Here is a 17302-nt window from a genome sequence, read left to right as displayed (position 1 = left end):
CAATCAGTACGTGCACGAGTGGCCGGACGTGTTGGACCGCACCCGCGCGTTGGTCGACGGCGCGCTAGGGACATGCGAAACGGCGGCCATGTCGGCTGGGAGCCGAGCATGACCGCCGCTTCCTACGTTGTGCCCAGGTTGTGCCCAAGATCAGATGAGCGGGCAAACCTGCTGGTCAGAGCCCTGCGGGGGGTCAGACGTTGTAGTACATCTCGAACTCGTGCGGGGTCGGGCGCAGGCGGACCGGGTCGATCTCGTTGACGCGCTTCCAGTCGATCCACGTCTCGATGAGGTCGGGGGTGAAGACACCGCCGGCGGTCAGGAACTCGTGGTCGGACTCGAGGGAGTTGAGCACGGCGTCGAGGGAGCCCGGCACCTGCTTGACGCTGCCCCACTCCTCCGGCGGGAGGTCGTAGAGGTCCTTGTCGATCGGGGCCGGGGGCTCGATCTTGTTCTTGATGCCGTCGAGGCCGGCCATCATCTGCGCCGAGAACGCCAGGTACGGGTTCGACGACGGGTCCGGGACGCGGAACTCGATGCGCTTCGCCTTGGGGTTGCTGCCCGTCACCGGGATGCGCGTGCAGGCGGAGCGGTTGCGCTGGGAGTAGACCAGGTTGACCGGGGCCTCGTAGCCGGGCACGAGGCGCCGGTAGGAGTTGACGGTCGGGTTGGTGAACGCGAGCAGCGACGGCGCGTGGTGCAGCAGGCCACCGATGTACCACCGGGCCATGTCGGACAGGCCGGCATAACCGGTCTCGTCGTAGAACAGCGGCTCGCCGTTCAGCCAGAGGCTCTGGTGGGTGTGCATGCCCGAGCCGTTGTCGCCGAACAGCGGCTTCGGCATGAACGTCGCGGTCTTGCCGTGCTCCCAGGCAGTGTTCTTGATGATGTACTTGAACATCTGCATCTGGTCGCCGGCGTGCAGCAGGGTCGAGAACTTGTAGTTGATCTCGGCCTGGCCGGCGGTGCCGACCTCGTGGTGCGAGCGCTCGACGGTGAAGCCGGCGTCCAGCAGGCGGCGCACCATGGAGTCGCGCAGGTCGCTGTAGTGGTCGAGCGGCGCGACGGGGAAGTAGCCGCCCTTGTACGCGGTCTTGTAGCCGCGGTTGCCGCCCTCCTCCTCCTTGCCGGAGTTCCACGCACCCTCGATCGAGTCGATGTGGTAGAACGCCTCGTTGGCGGAGGTGGAGTGGCGGATCGAGTCGAAGATGTAGAACTCGGCCTCGGCGCCGAAGTAGGCGGTGTCGGCGATGCCGCTGGAGGCCAGGTAGGTCTCCGCCTTCTTGGCCACGTTGCGCGGGTCACGGGAGTAGGCCTCACGCGTGAACGGGTCGTGGATGAAGAAGTTCAAGGCCAGCGTCTTCTGCGACCGGAACGGGTCGATGAAGGCGGTGGAGACGTCCGGCAGCAGCATCATGTCGGACTCGTGGATCGCCTGGAACCCGCGGATCGAGGATCCGTCGAAGGCGAGGCCATCAGTGACGACACTGTCGTCGAACGACTCGACCGGCATGTTGAAGTGCTGCATCACGCCGGGCAGGTCACAGAACCGTACGTCGACGAATTTGACGTCCTCGTCCTTGAGGTATCGCAGGAGTTCCTCGGGATTGGCGAACAACACGTCCTCCTGGCACATGAATTCGATACCGGAGCGGCGTGGATCCGCCGCGTTGGTGACTAGGCTGGTGGCGAACCTATGGCTACCGAGTTGCCCAGGCGTATCCCTATTGTTTCCGTCGTGTTACGGGCGCTGAGAGTAAGCAGGGCCACACTCGCGAGGCTATCGCGGCGGCCGTGGGCGCGCGCCCGGTCGCGGAAACCGGCCCGGTTAGGCTGGCACCATGGCAACGACCAGCGACAAGTCAGCGGCCCTCGATCTGGCCAGCACGCCGACGGCGTCGTTCGGCCGGCGGGTGCTCGGGCTGCTCATCGACTGGGCCGCCGCCACGCTGGTAGCCAGCCTGCTGGTCGACGACCTGCGCGCCAACCCGTGGCCGCAGCTCGGCATCTTCGTGCTGGTGCACGCGTTCTTCGTCGGCCTGTTCGGACAGACGCTGGGCATGGCGATCGCCCGCATCCGATGCGTTTCCATCGCGGACGGTGGCGCCGTGGGGATTCCCCGGGCGGTGGTGCGCGCCGCACTGCTCGGGCTGTTCGTCCCGGCGATGATCTCCGATGGGGACGGTCGCGGCCTGCACGACCGCGCCGCCCGATCGATCATGGTGACGGCCGGCCCTCGTTGACCGCCTCGTCAACCGGCAGGGCGGTGCTCACGCCGTACGTCGCAAATGGGTTTTTTGATTTTCAGCGCTGACGCTGCTGGCGGAACTGGCCCTTGGTCGGCCGCATGTTCTTCGGGATCGCGCCCTTGGGCATCTGCGGGCGGGCCATCAGGGCGCCGAGACGCTTGTCGAGGGCGTTGACGTCCTTGCCGGTGAGGTTGCGCGGCAGGCGCATCAGCGTGGTGCGCACCTTGCGAATCGGGAGCTGGCCCTCTTCCGTGCCGATGACGAAGTCGTAGATCGGGGCGTTGCCGATCACCTTCGACAGGCGCTTCTTCTCGCCGCCGAGCAGGCCGCGGACCCGCTGCGGGTGCCCCTCGGCCAGCAGGATCAGGCCGGGCCGGCCGAGCACCACGTGCACCATGTCGAACTGGGTGGTCGACGCGGCCGCGGGTCGCACCCGCCAGTCACCGCGCATGTTCTCGATCAGCGACGCCGCGGCGCCGGGCTGGCCCTCGGCCGCGTTCATCATCGCGGCGTTGGAGCGCAGGTTGAGCACGATCACCGCGGCGAGCAGGGTGACCATGATGCCGACCGGGATCCAGATGTAGCCACCCGTCAGGAGAACGACGAGCACAGTGAGCGCGACCGGGATCAGAACCGCCGCGACCAGCAGCGGAATGAACCACTTGTCCTGCTTCGCCGTGAACGAGAACACCTGACCGATCTGCTTCAGACGCTCGCCGAACGACACCTTCTCCTGGGGTTTTGCCATAACCCGGAAGTGTAGTGGTGCGGCCGTGCCGAACGGGGGCCGGGCGGGCCGCCGGGAGCGGGTGCGGCCGGCCGCGGTACGCCTGACGGCCACCGTTGCCGGTGAGGCGCGGGCCGTGCGGTCAGGCGAGCCGGCGGTTCGTGCGGATCAACCACGTCACCGCGGCCGCGCCGGTGCCGATCATCAGCAGGCCGAGGATGATCGCGATGATGCTCGACGTGCCCATGCCGCCGGTCGAGCCGGTCGGCGAGAAGGCGGTGGCCGGGCCCGGCGGACTGGTGGAGAACAGCGGCGCCGGCGACTCGTAGGCGCTGGACGACGTGGTGGGTGCCGGGGACGCGCCGGCGGACGTGGTGGCCGGGCCGGCCGAGCCGGTCGCGGTGGCGGTGGGTGACGGCGGGACCGGCGCGGTGGGGGACGCGGCGGGCGCGCCCGCGCAGCCTTGTGCCGGGGCGCGCCAGGACAGGACGTACGTCGTGAAGCTGCTGTCCCGGACGGTCACGGTGCTGCCCCGGGCGGGTGTGAGCGTCGTGGTGGCACCGGAGTGCACGCGGATGCGGCGGGAGCCGGTCAGGAAGACGGCCGGGGTGCCGCCGCTGTTCGACAGCAGGACCGTGAACGTGCCGTCGCAGGCGTTGGTGACCGTGGCGGCCGGGCGGGCGGTGCACGCCGTGGAGCCGCCGGAGTACCAGGCCTGGGGGCCCTGCGACCGGGAGCCGGGTACGCCGAGCTCGGCGCTGCCGTTGAGCGCGGCCGTGGTCGTCGACTCCGTCTGGTACGAGCTGCCGAAGATGGCCTCGACCTGGGTGTAGCAGGAGGGGACGGCGACCTTGAGGGTCACGCTGCGGTCGGCCGCGGTGATCGTGTCGCGGGCCGTCTCGTAGATGAACTGGCCGGCCGCCGAGCCGTAGGCGCCGGTCGTGTAGGAGACCAGGGAGAAGGTCTGGGCGGGGCCGGCGCAGAGCGGACGGTTCGCGGTGATCGTCGCGGTGCCGGCCGCGCCGTCGAAGCTGTGCCGGTAGGTGGCCGCGGCGGCGGGCACACAACCGGCGGCACCGGCGGCGGCGCCGGCAGCGGCGGCCGGGGTGGTCAGCCCGAGCAGGACGGCGATGACGGACAGGACGAGCAAGAACCGACGCACTGCCGGGGCCCCCAAGAGCTCGATCACATGGGGGCGGTCTCACCACTGACTCACCGGGCCGGTCGAGGGTGACCGAGTGGAGCTCGGCCCGGTTCTGCGTCTCCCCGCCGGAACGATTTGTCCCGACTGATCAAGATTAGGCAGGATAAATGGTCATCGCCAATGGGCCGAGTGGCGGATCCAAGCTCCCGAAGCGACCACGGCGGGCCGCTGAAGCGGCGGCCGGGCCGGGCGGGCGGCGGTGGAAACGGCGATGCCCCGGCACGTGGCCGGGGCATCGCGGGAAAGCAGGGGTCAGCCGCGGGCGTCGAGGGCCTGGCGGTAGAGGCGGCCGGCGCGGTAGGAGGAACGGACCAGGGGGCCGCTCATCACGCCGGCGAAGCCGATCTGCTCGGCCTCCTCGCGGAGCTCGACGAACTCCTCCGGCTTCACCCAGCGCTCGACCGGGTGGTGGCGCGGGGTGGGCCGCAGGTATTGCGTGATGGTGATCAGCTCGCAGCCCGCGCCGTGCAGATCGCGCAGGGCCTGGGAGATCTCGGAGCGCTCCTCGCCCATGCCGAGGATCAGGTTGCTCTTGGTGACCAGGCCGGCCGCGCGGGCCTGGGTGAGGACGCCGAGGGAGCGTTCGTAGCGGAAGCCGGGGCGGATGCGCTTGAAGATGCGGGGGACCGTCTCGACGTTGTGCGCGAGCACCTCGGGTGCCGCGCCGAAGACCTCGGCGAGCTGGTCGGGGTCGGCGTTGAAGTCGGGGATCAGCAGCTCGACGCCGCAGCCGGGCTGGAGCTTGTGGATCTGGCGGACCGTCTCGGCGTAGAGCCAGGCGCCGCCGTCCGGGAGGTCGTCGCGGGCGACGCCGGTCACCGTGGCGTAGCGCAGGCCCATCGTGGCGACCGACTCGCCGACCCGGCGGGGCTCGTCGGCGTCGAACTCGGCCGGCTTACCGGTGTCGATCTGGCAGAAGTCGCAGCGGCGGGTGCACTGGTCACCGCCGATCAGGAAGGTGGCCTCGCGGTCTTCCCAGCACTCGTAGATGTTCGGGCAGCCCGCCTCCTGGCAGACCGTGTGCAGGCCTTCCTTCTGCACCAGGCCCCGCATCTGGGTGTATTCGGGGCCCATCTTGGCTTTGACCTTGATCCACGGAGGCTTCCGCTCGATGGGAGTTTCGGCGTTGCGCGCTTCGATGCGCAGCAGGCGGCGGCCCTCGGGAGCAATAGTCACAGCCCCGAGATTACGCCTGAATAGGCCGCTGCCGAGACAGGGGCGACGACGCTCACAGGACGGAACCTGTGACCGCGGTCACGCGTACCGCGTTAATAGGGTTTCGCCGGAAAATCCCCCGCTGTTAACGTCGGCGGACGGCAGTGACGGAACCGAGTAACGCCCCGGATCGCCGGCCGAGAGAGCCACCACGAGCTGTGACGGTGGCCCGTGCGCCGGGGCGCGAAGACACTCCTGAGCCGAGCACGGAAAGAGGCGCCGCAAGGCGCGAAGGTGTGGTGGCACCGCGAGGATCCCGCTCGCCCACATCTCCCTGGGGCCGCGTTGCAGACACCCAGAGGAGGACCCCGCCATGCAACGCATCCTCTCCACCCAGTTGGCGCGGCACACCGGCCGCCCGGTGACCATCGCCGGCTGGATCCACCGCCGCCGGCTGCTCAAATCGGTGGCCTTCCTGATCGTCCGCGACGCCCACGGGCTGAGTCAGGTCGTCGTCACCGAACCCGCGACCCGCGCCCAGCTCGAATCGCTCGCCGAGGAGAGCGTCGTCGAGGTCACCGCCACGGTCACCGGCAACGAGCAAGCCCCCGGCGGGGTCGAGCTGACCGGCCCGGCGATCCGGGTGCTGTCCGCTGTGGACGTACAGCTGCCGTTCGACATGCATCGGCCCGCGCTGAGCGCGAGCCTGCCGACCCAGCTCGACCATGCGGCGCTCGCCCTGCGGCATCCGGCCCGGCGGGCCGCACTGCAGGTCGCGGCGGCGGCGACGGCCGGCTTTCGGACGGCGCTGACCGAGCAGCGATTCGTCGAGATCCACACCCCGAAGATCGTCGGGTCGTCCACCGAGACGGGCGCCGGTGTCTTCACCGTCGACTACTTCGGACGTCCCGCCTACCTGGCGCAGTCGCCGCAGTTCTACAAGCAGTTGATGGTCGGCGTCCTCGAGCGGGTCTTCGAGGTCGGCCCGGTGTTCCGGGCCGAACCCAGCGACACCGCCCGCCACCTGGCCCAATACACGTCACTCGACGCCGAGATGGGTTTCGTGGCGGACCACCGGGACGTGATGGCGGCCCTGAACCGGACGCTCGGCGTGATGACGTCGACCATCACCGAGCGCACCCGGGTGGCGACCCCGAAGGTGCCTGCGGAGATCCCGGCGGTGTCGTTCACCGAGGCGCTGCGGATCGTCGGGGCGCGCGACGACGGCGACCTGGCCCCCGAGCACGAACGCGCACTGGGGGAATGGGCCGTACGGGAACACGACTCCGAGTTCCTCTTCGTGACCGGCTACCCGATGCGCAAACGGCCGTTCTACACTCACCCCGACCCGCGCGACGAGGCGTACTCGAACGGCTTCGACCTGCTCTTCCGGGGTTTGGAGATCGTCACCGGGGGCCAGCGGCTGCATCGGTACGACGACTACGTCGCCGCGTTGACGGCGGCCGGCGAACCGCTGGAGCCCTACGCCGGTTATCTGGCCGGGTTCCGCTACGGGATGCCGCCGCACGGCGGGTGGGCGATCGGGCTGGAACGGTTCGTGGCCCGGCTGCTGGGGATCGCGAACGTGCGCGGGGCCACCGCGTTCCCTCGCGACCTGCACCGCTGCACGCCGTGAAGCGGTTCTGACGAGGGACGGGGTCGACCGGGCCGGTGCTTATCGATCTCGATGTGCCGCCGCCACCGGTGCGGCGGCGGCCACGCCCGGTGCGACCGCGGCACGTGGTGGTGGCGCTGCTCCTGCTCCTGCTGGGCGGGGCGGCGTCACCGGCCCGGCTGCGCCCGATGGTGGAGGTCGCCGGCAGCGGCGGCCTGACGGTCAGCTCCTACCGGCTCGGCGCGACCGCTCTCTACACCGCCCAGGCGGCGGCCGGCGGGACCGGCGCGGTGGTGCGGGCCGCGCCGGTCGTGCCGGGCGGCCCCCGGTGGAGTGTGCCGGTCAGCGCCGGCGAGCCGACGCTGGAGCTCGACGACACGGGCTCGACGCTGGTGGTGTCGCCGGGCCGGGACGGGCGGATCACCTTCCTGGACGCGCGCACCGGCAAGGTGCGGTGGCGCACGTCCGACTACGCGATCGCGAGTGTGGCCGGGGACCGCGTGGTGGTGGACAGCGACGGCGTGACCCGGATGGCCGACCTGGTCACCGGGCGCACCCTCTGGCAGCGGCCGGGGCCGGCGATGGTGCTCGACACCGACCCGGCGCACCGGACGGTTCTCGCCGTCGACCAGCAAGGGCTGCCGTCGCTGCTGTCGGCGGACGACGGGCACCTGCTGTCGGGCGGGCGGGGCCGGGCCGTCGACCCGTGGGAGTGGGCCGAGGGCGGCCAGTCCGAGACGATCATCGGCGACACGCTCTACCTGCACACGGACATGTTCCTGGCGGCGTACCGGCTGCCCGACCTGCGCCCCCGGTGGCGGGTGCGGATCGCCGAGCCGGACACGCTGGCCGCCTGCGGCACGCTGATCTGCGCCACCGGCGGGCGCGGGGTGACCGCGATCGACCCGGCCACCGGCGGGATCCGCTGGACCGGCCCGCGGTGGCGGTCGATCACCCCGGACGGCCTCGCGGTCGCCGACGACCTCACCGCGGCCCGGCTCGACCCGGCCGACGGGCGGGTGGTGCGGACCTACGGCCGCGGCGCGGTGGCCGGCGACCTGCTGCTGCGCAACGACCGGGACCGTACGTGGGTGACCGGGCTGGTCAGCGGGGAGATCCTCGGCGTGCTGCCGCTGGTGGTGCGCAGCCGCTCGTGCTCGCTCACCGGCGACTACCTGGTCTGTCCGGGGGACGCGCAGGCGGTCACCGTCTGGAAGGTCAGATGAGCACCCCGACGGTCACCACGGCCACGATGATCAGGGGGACGATCGTGGTGCAGACGAGGATGGTCCACGCGATGGGGTGGCCGAAGTTGAGCGCCACCCCGCCGCCCTTCTTGGGCACGAAGACCCGCTTGTCGCGCGGGTCGCGGTAGAGAGCCATCAGAGCAGCGTAGGCAGGTGCTTCTCCAGCACCGGCAGCACCTCGGCCACCGGCACGTCCCGGCCCAGTTCGGCGCTCAGCGAGGTGACCCCGGCGTCGCGGATGCCGCAGGGGACGAAACGGTCGTACTGCGTCAGGTCGCAGTCGCAGTTCAGCGCGAAACCGTGCTGGGTGACGCCGCGCGCGACCCGGATGCCGATCGCCGCGATCTTGCGGTCGGGGCCGCGCTCGTCGGCGAGGACCCAGGCGCCGCTGCGCCCGGCGACCGCGCTGCGCTGCGCCACGACGCCGAACTCGGCGCAGACATCGATCAACAACTGTTCGGTACGGCGGACGTAGGCGACCACGTCGATCGGGTCGCTCAGGCGCAGGATCGGGTAGCCGACCAGCTGACCCGGGCCGTGCCAGGTGATCTTGCCGCCGCGGTCGACGTCGACGACCGGGGTGCCGTCCAGCGGCCGGTCGGCCGGCTCGGTGCGCTTGCCGGCGGTGAAGACGCTGGGGTGCTCCAGCAGCAGGACGGTGTCGGGCTGGTCGCCCGCCACTACCGCGTCGTGCAGGCGGCGCTGGGACTCCCAGGCCGCACGGTAGTCGACCAGGCCCGGACGCAGCACGGTGAGCGTGGAGGTTGTCACGCTGTTCAGCCTAGCTCCGCGGCTCGCTAGCTCCGCGGTTCGATACGCCACACCAGCACGTCGTCGACCTTCTCCGGAGTGCCGAGCAGGTCGGTGGCGACGATCTCGAGGGCCGCGTGGTAGAGCATGCCGTCCGGCCCGGTGATGGCCGACGGCAGGAACACCGCGCTGATCCCCCAGTACTGGAAGTCGTAGCGGGCGTTCTCCCGGTCGTCGTCGGTGACCGCGGTGATATGGCCGTACAACGCGGCCCGCAGGAACATCCAGTCGGTGCGGCGCGGCATGGCACCGATGCGGCCCTCCTCTTCGGCTCCGCCGTCGGAGGGGCCGAGGAAATAACCGTCCGGGATGCGGAACTGCCGGCCGCCCCGAGCCATGGTGTACGCCTGCCAGCGCTGCCCGTCCGCGGCCACGTTGATGGCGAACGGGAGCGCGGACATCGTCCCGCCCGCCGGCACGTACCGCTGCCAGGCGCCGCTCGAGACGAACTTCGGCTCCGGCGCCCGCTCCCGGTAGAGCAGCGGCAGCGGGAAGACCGGGATCAGCGCGAACGCGAACGCCGAGGCGAACGCGGCCTGCGCCGGGTGCGGCATCACCGTACGGTCCAGCAGCACGTCGGCGATCAGCGCCAGGACGATGCCGATGACCCCGACGAGCACCAGCGCGAACCGCAGCGGCAACGCCGAGTCGAACAACGGCAGGCGCTGGAGCAGGGCGTAGGGCAGCGGGATGTGGGTCTCGTCGCCCATGTAGAGCAACCGCGGGCCCATCGAGATCAGCATGAAGACCACGCCGACGACGGCCAGCGCGCGCAACGTGGCCCGGCGACCCCGGTCGGCCCGCCGGTGCAGCAGCACCAGCGAGACGACGACCAGGATCATCAGGGGCAGGCCGAAGAACGACGTCGCCTCGGTCGGGTTGGGCGCCAGGTCGCTGCCGAAACCGGCCTTCGCGGCCAGGCTGCGCTCCGAGAACGAGAAGAACGACGCGAGGTCCTCGGCGTAGTGCTTCTGGTTGAAGCCGGTGCCCTTGAACGTCTGCGGGCCCGCGAAGTGCATGTAGAGCGGGTACGCCAGCAGGGCGGACGCCACCACGGCGGTCACCCCCAGCCCGGCCAGCATGGTGGGCAGCGCCGCCCGCGCCTCCGGCCAGGTGGTGCGGGACGCCGACCAGGCGAGCACGAAGACGCCACCGGCCAGGGCGGTGAAGAACAGTCCCTCGGCGGCGATCGAGAAGCAGGTGCCGAGCAGCAGGCCGAGGATCACCCCGTGGCGCAGCCAGCGGCCCTTCTCGCGCAACCGCAGCAGCCACCACAGCACCAGCGGGGCGATCCAGCCGGCCGTCCAGTTGAGGTGGCCGTTGGCGTGCGAGACGAAACCGGGCGCGAACCCGCAGAACAGGCCGCCGATGGCGGCCGACAGCCGGTTACGGGCGAGCCAGCGGTCGAGGAACAGGTACCAGACGAACGCGGACGCGGCCATGTTGAGCGTCAGGATCGTCACGAACGTGACCTGCGGGCCGGCCAGCACGGTCAGCGGGGCGAACAGGATCGCGAAGACGGTGATCGACGTGTTCGCGGCCAGGTTGACGCCCAGCGGCGTGTTCATCAGGTCGGTGAAGAACGGATCGCCGCCGTCCCGGAGCAGGTGCACGCCGTACGCCAGCACCCACTCGAAGAACGCCTGATCGCCGACGTTGTCGGCGATCACGTGGCGGTACGGCTGCTGCCACAGCCCATGCGTCAGATAGACCCCCATGCCGAGCGCGATCACCGCGACGAGCAGGTGCGACCGCAGCCGTTGGAGCACCGTACGGGTGTCCTCGGGCGGTGGGGTCGGCCGATCATCGGCGGACGCGGGGGCGGTGGCTGCGACGGACATCACGCGCAGGTTAGCAAGCAAACTCGGGCAGCTCAGTGGGGAGTGGCAGCTTGTGCCCCGACCGCGGCCCGCAGCGCGCTCTCGATGTCCGGGTAGGACCAGCGGAACCCGGCGCGCTCCAGCACCGCCGGCACGGCCCGCTGACTGACCTGCAGCTCCTCCGCGAGACCACCCAGCGCGACGTCGAGCGCGAAGCCGGGAACCGCGAACAGGGCCGGCCGGTGCAGCACCTTCGCCAGCGCCTTGGTGAACTCGGCGTTGGTGCACTGCTTCGCCCCGACCATGTTCACCGGCCCGGCGATGTCCTGCTCGAGGAGCATCTCGGTGGCGGCGAGCCAGTCGGCGAGCGCCATCCACGCCATCCACTGCCGGCCGCCGCCCAGCTTCGCGCCGGCGCCCAGCTTGAACGGCACCAGCAGCGGCTTGAGCAGGCCACCCGCGGAGTCGACGATCGGGGCGGTGCGCAGCAGCACGACCCGGGTGCCGGCGTCCTCGGCGGGCCGGGCCGCGGCCTCCCACACCCGGCACAGGTCGGCCAGGAACGTCTTGCCGGCCGGCGCTTCCTCGGTGGTGGGGGTGTCGCCGGTGTCGCCGTACCAGCCGACCCCGGACGCCTGCAGCATCGCCCGCGGGCGGTCGCCGGCGGGCAGGTTCTTGATCACCCGGGCGAGCGTGCCGGTGGTGTCGACCCGGCTCGAGCGCAACACGCTGCGGTAATGGGCGGACCAGCGCTTGTCCCCGATGCCCGCACCGGCCAGGTTGATCACCGCGTCGGTGCCGGCCACGAGGGCCGGGTCGAGCTGGCCCTGCGACGGCTCCCAGCGGGCCTCGCCGGGGCCGGGCCGGGAGTGCCGGACCAGCCGGGTGATCTCGTGTCCGGCACCGCTGAGCCGATCGGCCAGCCGCGTGCCGAGGAAGCCGGAGGCACCGGCCATCAGGATGCGCATGTCTCCCATGATGCCCGCACTCGAACCTGTTCAAAACGAAAGGGGGCGCCGAAGCGCCCCCTTTCTTGATGCTTTCCTACAGGCCGAGCTCGTACTCGAACTGGCCGCCCTCCAGGCGCTCCTTCAAGGTCACCAGGAAGCGGGCGGCGTCGGCGCCGTCGACGATCCGGTGGTCGTAGCTCAGCGCCAGGAAGACCATCGAGCGCGGCACGATGACCTCGCCCAGGTTGGGGTCGGTGACGACCACGGCGCGCTTGACCACCGCACCGGTGCCGAGGATGCCGACCTGCGGCTGGTTGATGATCGGGGTGTCGAACAGCGCGCCCCGGCTGCCGGTGTTGGTGAGCGTGAAGGTGCCGCCCGAGATCTCGTCCGGACCGATCTTGTTGTTGCGGGTGCGGTCGGCGACGTCCGCGATCCGCTTGGCCAGACCGGCGAGGTTGAGGTCACCGGCGTCCCGGATCACCGGGACGATCAGGCCCTTCGGGGTGTCCACCGCGACGCCCAGGTGCTCGGCGTCGTGGTAGGTGACCGTGCCGGCCTCCAGGTCGATCGACGAGTTGACGACCGGGTGCTGCTGGAGCGCCTCGACGGCGGCGAGCGCGAAGAACGGGTTGAAGGTGAGCTTCACCCCGTGCTTGGCCTGGAAGTCGGCCTTGGCCCGGTTGCGCAGGTCGGCGACCTTGGTGACGTCGACCTCGACGACCGTGGTGAGCTGGGCCGAGACCTGCAGCGACTCGACCATGCGGCGGGCGATGGTGGCCCGGGTGCGGGTCAGCTTCTCGGTGCGGCCCCGCAGCGGGCTCGGTGCCGGCTTGGCCTTGGCGGCCGGGGCGGCAGCCGCCGGAGCCGCCGCGGCCGGGGCGGCCGCGGGGGCCGGGGCCGGCTTGGCGGCGGCCTCGGCCGCGTCGAGCACGTCCTGCTTGCGGATGCGGCCACCCACCCCGGTGCCGGTCAGGCCGGCCAGGTCCACGCCCTTCTCGGCGGCGAGCTTGCGCACCAGCGGGGTCAGGTAACCGGCGTCGCCGGCTCCGTTGCCCTGCACCGCCGCGGCGGCCGGGGCGGCCGGGGCGGGCTGTTCGGCGGCCTGCTCGGCCGCGACCGGGTCGGCCGCGGTCTCGGCCTCGGCGGACGGTGCCGCGTACGAGTCACCGGCGACCGACGGCCCCGGAACGGACTCGATCTTCGGGGCGGGCGCCGACTCCTGCTTGGCCGCCGACTCCTGCTTGGGCGCCGACTCCTGCTCGGGGGCGGGGGCCTGCTGCGGAGCCGGGGCGTCCGGCTTGGGCGCCGCCGGCTTCGGGGTCGCCGCCTCGGAGCCGATCACCGCGAGCACGGCGCCGACGTCGGCCGTCTCGTCCTCGGGCACGCGGATCTCGAGCACCGTCCCGGCGGCCGGCGACGGGATCTCGGTGTCGACCTTGTCGGTGGAGACCTCGAGCAGCGGCTCGTCGACCTCGATGGTCTCGCCGACCTGCTTGAGCCAGCGGGTGACGGTGCCCTCGGTGACGCTCTCGCCGAGCGCCGGCATCTTCACCTCGGTGCCCTCGCCCGAGCCGGCCGCGGACGCGGTCCGCGGCGCCGGGGCCTCCTCCTCGACCGGCTTCTCGGTGGAGGGGGTGGTGGGCGCGGCGGGCTCGGGCTCCGGCTCGGCCTCGGCCTGCGCGGCGGCGGCGGGCGCCGGCTCCGACGAACCCGCGTCCTCCCCGTCGCCCGAGATCACGGCGAGCTCGCTGCCGACGTCGGCGGTCTCGTCCTCACCGACGACGATGCGCGTGAGCACGCCCGCGGCCGGCGACGGGATCTCCGTGTCGACTTTGTCGGTGGAGACCTCGAGCAGTGGCTCGTCGGCCTCGACGCGCTCGCCCTCCTGCTTGAGCCAGCGAGTGACGGTGCCCTCGGTGACGCTCTCACCCAGCCGCGGCATGGTGACCGATACCGGCATGTCTACGAACTCCTTCTAACCGCGTCGTCTTGAGAAATCAGCTGTGTGCGTGCAGGGGCTTGCCGGCGAGCGCGAGGAACGCCTCGCCCAGCGCCTCGTTCTGCGTCGGGTGCGCGTGCACCAGCTGGGCGACCTCCTCGGGGAAGGCTTCCCAGTTGTAGATGAGCTGCGCCTCGCCGACCTGCTCGCTCATCCGGGCGCCGATCATGTGCACGCCGAGCACCGGGCCGTCCTTGCGCCGCACCAGCTTCACGAAGCCCTGCGTCTTGAGGATCTGGCTCTTGCCGTTGCCGCCGAGGTTGTAGTTGTACGTCTCGACGCTGTCCGCGCCGTACGTCTCCTTGGCCTTGGTCTCGGTGAGGCCCATCGAGGCGATCTCCGGGTCGCAGTAGGTGACCCGGGGGATGCCGGTCTCGTCGATGACCGCCGGCTTCTTGCCCGCGATCTCCTCGGCGACGAAGATGCCCTGCTGGAAGCCGCGGTGCGCGAGCTGCAGGCCCGGCACGATGTCGCCGACCGCGTAGATGTTCCCGACGCCGGTGTGCAGGCGCTCGTTGGTGATCACGAAGCCGCGCTCGAGCTTGATGCCCTGCTGCTCGTAACCGAGTCCGGCGGTGGTCGGGCCGCGGCCGACGGCGACCAGCAGGAGCTCGGCCTCGACGGTCTCGCCGCCCTGGATGGTGGCGCGCACCCCGTTCTCGGTGTGCTCGACCTTCTCGAACGGCTTGCCGACCTTGAAGTTGATCTTCCGCTTCCGGAACGCGCGCTCCAGCTGCTTCGAGACGTCCTCGTCCTCGAGCGCGACCAGCCGGGGGAGCGCCTCGAGGATGGTCACGTCGGCGCCCAGCGACTTCCACACGCTGGCGAACTCGACGCCGATGACGCCGCCGCCGAGCACGATCGCGGAGGCGGGCACGCGGTCGAGCTTCAGGGCGTGCTCGCTGGTGAGCACCCGGCGGCCGTCGACCTCGAGGCCCGGCAGCGAGCGGGAGTAGGAGCCGCTGGCCAGGATGATGTTGCGGCCGGTGTAGCGCTTACCGGCGACCTCGACCGTGTCCTTGGCGACGAGCTTGCCCTCGCCGGCCACCACGGTGATGTTCTTGTTGTGCGTGAGCAGGCCGTTCAGGCCCTTGTAAAGGCGGGCGACGATCCCGTCCTTGTACGAGTTGACCGCGGCCATGTCGATGCCCAGCAGTTCGGCCTTGATGCCGAAACTCTCGGCCTCGCGGGTCTGATCGGCGACCTCGGCGGCGTGCAGCAGCGCCTTGGTCGGGATGCAGCCGCGGTGCAGGCAGGTGCCGCCCAGCTCGGCCTTGTCGATCAGCGCTACGGAGAGGTTGAGCTCGGCAGCCCGCAGAGCGGCCGCATAACCACCACTGCCGGCGCCGAGAATGACGATGTCGAAGGTTTCGCCGTTCGGCTGGCTCACGTTGACTCCAGTGGTCGCATCGTTGCCATGTGGGTCACACAATGGCAACGGTCACAGTATGTCCAAGCCATCTTGTCACTTGTGGAACCGATCGATGCAGTCAGGTGCGCCACCGGCGTGCCGTCACGTCGTACCCTTGCGGGCAAATTGAGCGTGAGGAGCGTCAGGTGGCGTGGTTTCGGCGGCGGCGGGTGCCGGGCCAGTCGGCGGGTCGGCCGGTGGATCGTGCCGATCTTGAGCATTTGGCGGAGTTCGTCCGCTCCCGACGGGGCGTCGAGGCGTTCATCGAACCGCGCACGACCGTGACTGAGACCACCGTGTTGCTCGTCGCACACGACGGCGAGTGGACCCGGCGCCGGACCGAGTCGCCGGAGATTGCCCGGCGCTGGGCGCACGGGCTGTCGGTGCCGATCTACGACGTCAAGCTGCTCGGCTACCCGCAGCGGATGCGTGACTACAACGAGCGGCAGAAGCGCCGCCCGGCGTGAGACCACGCCGGGCGGCTGCCCGCTCAGGCCAGATCGTCGATCGCCTGCAGGAACGTACGGATCGGCACGCCGGTTCCGCCCTTGGTGAGGTAACCGCTCGCCTCCCCGCTGTGATAGCCCGGCCCCGCGATGTCGACGTGCGCCCACTCGACGCCGTCGGCGACGAACTCGCTCAGGAACACCCCGCCCTGCAGCATGTGCCCGGCCCGGTCGAGGTTCGAGTTGGTCTGACTGATGTCGGCGATGTCCGATTCCATGCCCTTGCGGACCTCCTCCGGCATCGGCATCGGCCAGGCCGGCTCGCCGACCTTGTCGCCGGCCGCGCGCACCAGCTCGATCGCCGCGTCGGAACCCATCAGGCCGGCGATCCGCTTACCGAGCGCGACGACCTGGCCGCCGGTGAGGGTGGACGCCTCGAGGACGTAGTCGGTGCCGTCCTGGCAGGCGCGGGCGATCGCGTCACCGAGCACCAGGCGGCCCTCGGCGTCGGTGTTGTAGATCTCGACCCGCTTGCCGTTGAACATGGTGATCACGTCGCCGGGGCGGTAGGCCGACCCGGACGGCATGTTCTCGGCCATCGCGAGGTAGCCGCTGACCGCCACGCCCGGCTTCAGCGCCGCCACCGCGAGCATCGCGGCCCCGACCGCGGCCGCGCCGGCCATGTCCGACTTCATCTCCCACATGCCGGCCGCGGGCTTGATGCTGATGCCGCCGGTGTCGAACGTGATGCCCTTGCCGACGAGCGCGACCCGCTTGGGATCGGTCACCCCGGCCGGCGTGTAGGTGAGCTTCACCAGCCGCGGCAGCGCCTCGGAGCCCTGGCCGACGGCGACGATGCCGCCGTACCCACCGGCCTTCAGCTCGTCGAAGTCGAGCACCTCGACGGCCAGCCCGGCCTGCTCACCGGCGGCCACCACGGCCTCGGCGAACGACGGCGGGCGCAGCTCGTTGGGCGGCATGTTGACCCAGTCGCGGGCCTGGCGCACCGAGCGGGCCACGACCTCGGCCCGGGTCACCTCGGCCCGCGCCGCCTCGTCGGCCGCGTCCGGCACGTGCACCTGCAGCGCCGAGACCGGCTCGCGGCGGGTGGGCTGCGGCTTGGTCTTGTAGCCGGCGAACTTGTAGCCGCCGAGCAGCGCGCCCTCCAGGATCGCCCGCAGCACACCGGGCGCGTCCTCGTCGTCGGGCAGCGGCAGGGCCAGCGCCACCGTCGCGCTGCCGGCCAGCGCGCGCACCGCGGCGCCGGTGCCCCGGCGCAGCTTCTCCGGCTGGGGCGCCGAGCCGGACGGCTCGTCACCGAGGCCGACCGCGACGATCAGCGGCGCCGCGATGGTGCCGAGCGTGGCCAGCTTCGTCACCTCGCCCGGCGCGCCGCTCGCGCCGAGCAGCGCCAGCGTCGAGGTCAGCTTGCCGTCGAAGGCGGCGGCGATGCTCTCGGCACCGGCCGCCGGCAGCAGGGCTCCGCCGTCGTCGGGCTGACTGTGCAAACCGATGACGATGGCGTCGACGGCCAATTCGGCCGGGTCGGTATCGACCAGGCTGAGGAGGGGCTGGCTCACTGGCTCTCCGGGACTTCGGGCCGGCGGCCTCATGGGCACGGCCGGGGCTTCGGTGGATCGCCCGGATCGATGGTTCCGGGTGAAGG

The 17302-nt window shown here is 71.1% G+C and carries 15 protein-coding genes; 4 read left to right on the top strand and 11 right to left on the bottom strand.

The genetic code is table 11. The features are described 5' to 3' along the window. Positions 1-193: 193 nt before the first annotated feature. Entirely contained in the window at positions 194-1618 is a 1425-nt protein-coding gene (gene glnA / locus Afe05nite_RS31440) for a type I glutamate--ammonia ligase (RefSeq protein WP_203820878.1), read from the bottom strand. A gap of 223 nt (positions 1619-1841) precedes the next feature. Here glnA and Afe05nite_RS31435 point away from each other — a divergent pair, with 223 nt between their 5' ends. Continuing rightward, positions 1842-2243, top strand: coding sequence for an RDD family protein (locus Afe05nite_RS31435; protein ID WP_203820877.1), 402 nt, complete (start codon positions 1842-1844; stop codon positions 2241-2243). A 61-nt stretch (positions 2244-2304) separates the two neighbouring features. Here the strand turns inward: Afe05nite_RS31435 and Afe05nite_RS31430 are convergent, their stop codons facing one another. From Afe05nite_RS31430 to lipA, 3 genes are all read right to left on the bottom strand, one after another. Continuing rightward, positions 2305-2997: a DUF4191 domain-containing protein gene (locus Afe05nite_RS31430; protein WP_203820876.1), complete on the bottom strand. Its 693-nt coding sequence runs from the start codon at positions 2995-2997 to the stop codon at positions 2305-2307. A gap of 121 nt (positions 2998-3118) precedes the next feature. Continuing rightward, positions 3119-4138 (bottom strand): hypothetical protein, encoded by a 1020-nt coding sequence (locus Afe05nite_RS31425; protein WP_203820875.1) that lies wholly within the window; start codon positions 4136-4138, stop codon positions 3119-3121. A gap of 294 nt (positions 4139-4432) precedes the next feature. Next, the gene (gene lipA, locus Afe05nite_RS31420; protein WP_203820874.1) at positions 4433-5356 is read right to left on the bottom strand and encodes a lipoyl synthase; all 924 of its coding nucleotides are present in this window, start codon (positions 5354-5356) and stop codon (positions 4433-4435) included. A 352-nt stretch (positions 5357-5708) separates the two neighbouring features. Between lipA and aspS the strand changes: the two genes are divergently transcribed. Further along, complete coding sequence (gene aspS, locus Afe05nite_RS31415) at positions 5709-6971, top strand: aspartate--tRNA(Asn) ligase (RefSeq protein ID WP_203820873.1); 1263 nt, start codon at positions 5709-5711, stop codon at positions 6969-6971. A 35-nt stretch (positions 6972-7006) separates the two neighbouring features. After that, positions 7007-8176, top strand: coding sequence for an outer membrane protein assembly factor BamB family protein (locus Afe05nite_RS31410; protein ID WP_203820872.1), 1170 nt, complete (start codon positions 7007-7009; stop codon positions 8174-8176). Here Afe05nite_RS31410 and Afe05nite_RS31405 read toward each other — a convergent pair. The 6 genes from Afe05nite_RS31405 to lpdA form a co-directional block, all read right to left on the bottom strand. Further along, positions 8169-8333 carry a peptide ABC transporter substrate-binding protein gene (locus tag Afe05nite_RS31405; RefSeq protein WP_203820871.1) on the bottom strand — a complete coding sequence of 55 codons (165 nt, stop codon included), beginning with the start codon at positions 8331-8333 and terminating at the stop codon, positions 8169-8171. The two genes, Afe05nite_RS31410 and Afe05nite_RS31405, sit on opposite strands and share 8 nt — an antisense overlap. Continuing rightward, positions 8333-8968 (bottom strand): lipoyl(octanoyl) transferase LipB, encoded by a 636-nt coding sequence (lipB, locus tag Afe05nite_RS31400; protein WP_203820870.1) that lies wholly within the window; start codon positions 8966-8968, stop codon positions 8333-8335. The genes Afe05nite_RS31405 and lipB overlap by 1 nt, the downstream gene beginning before the upstream one ends. A gap of 26 nt (positions 8969-8994) precedes the next feature. Further along, the gene (locus Afe05nite_RS31395) at positions 8995-10848 is read right to left on the bottom strand and encodes a DUF6311 domain-containing protein (protein WP_239118319.1); all 1854 of its coding nucleotides are present in this window, start codon (positions 10846-10848) and stop codon (positions 8995-8997) included. Between the two features lie 32 nt (positions 10849-10880). Further along, positions 10881-11795, bottom strand: coding sequence for a TIGR01777 family oxidoreductase (locus tag Afe05nite_RS31390; protein ID WP_203820869.1), 915 nt, complete (start codon positions 11793-11795; stop codon positions 10881-10883). 76 nt (positions 11796-11871) lie between these two features. Then, positions 11872-13740 (bottom strand): 2-oxoglutarate dehydrogenase, E2 component, dihydrolipoamide succinyltransferase, encoded by a 1869-nt coding sequence (sucB, locus tag Afe05nite_RS31385; RefSeq protein ID WP_203820868.1) that lies wholly within the window; start codon positions 13738-13740, stop codon positions 11872-11874. A gap of 37 nt (positions 13741-13777) precedes the next feature. Next, positions 13778-15169, bottom strand: a complete 1392-nt coding sequence (lpdA, locus tag Afe05nite_RS31380; protein WP_203820867.1) for a dihydrolipoyl dehydrogenase — start codon at positions 15167-15169, stop codon at positions 13778-13780. A gap of 167 nt (positions 15170-15336) precedes the next feature. Here lpdA and Afe05nite_RS31375 point away from each other — a divergent pair, with 167 nt between their 5' ends. Further along, on the top strand, positions 15337-15657 hold the full coding sequence (locus Afe05nite_RS31375; protein ID WP_203820866.1) for a hypothetical protein: 321 nt from the start codon (positions 15337-15339) through the stop codon (positions 15655-15657). A 23-nt stretch (positions 15658-15680) separates the two neighbouring features. Here the strand turns inward: Afe05nite_RS31375 and Afe05nite_RS31370 are convergent, their stop codons facing one another. Continuing rightward, positions 15681-17249 carry a leucyl aminopeptidase gene (locus Afe05nite_RS31370; protein ID WP_203820888.1) on the bottom strand — a complete coding sequence of 523 codons (1569 nt, stop codon included), beginning with the start codon at positions 17247-17249 and terminating at the stop codon, positions 15681-15683. Positions 17250-17302: the final 53 nt, after the last annotated feature.

Origin of the sequence: Paractinoplanes ferrugineus (assembly GCF_016862195.1) — a bacterium.
Taxonomy (GTDB): Bacteria; Actinomycetota; Actinomycetes; order Mycobacteriales; family Micromonosporaceae; genus Actinoplanes; species Actinoplanes ferrugineus.
This window is presented reverse-complemented; position numbering and strand designations above follow the sequence as displayed.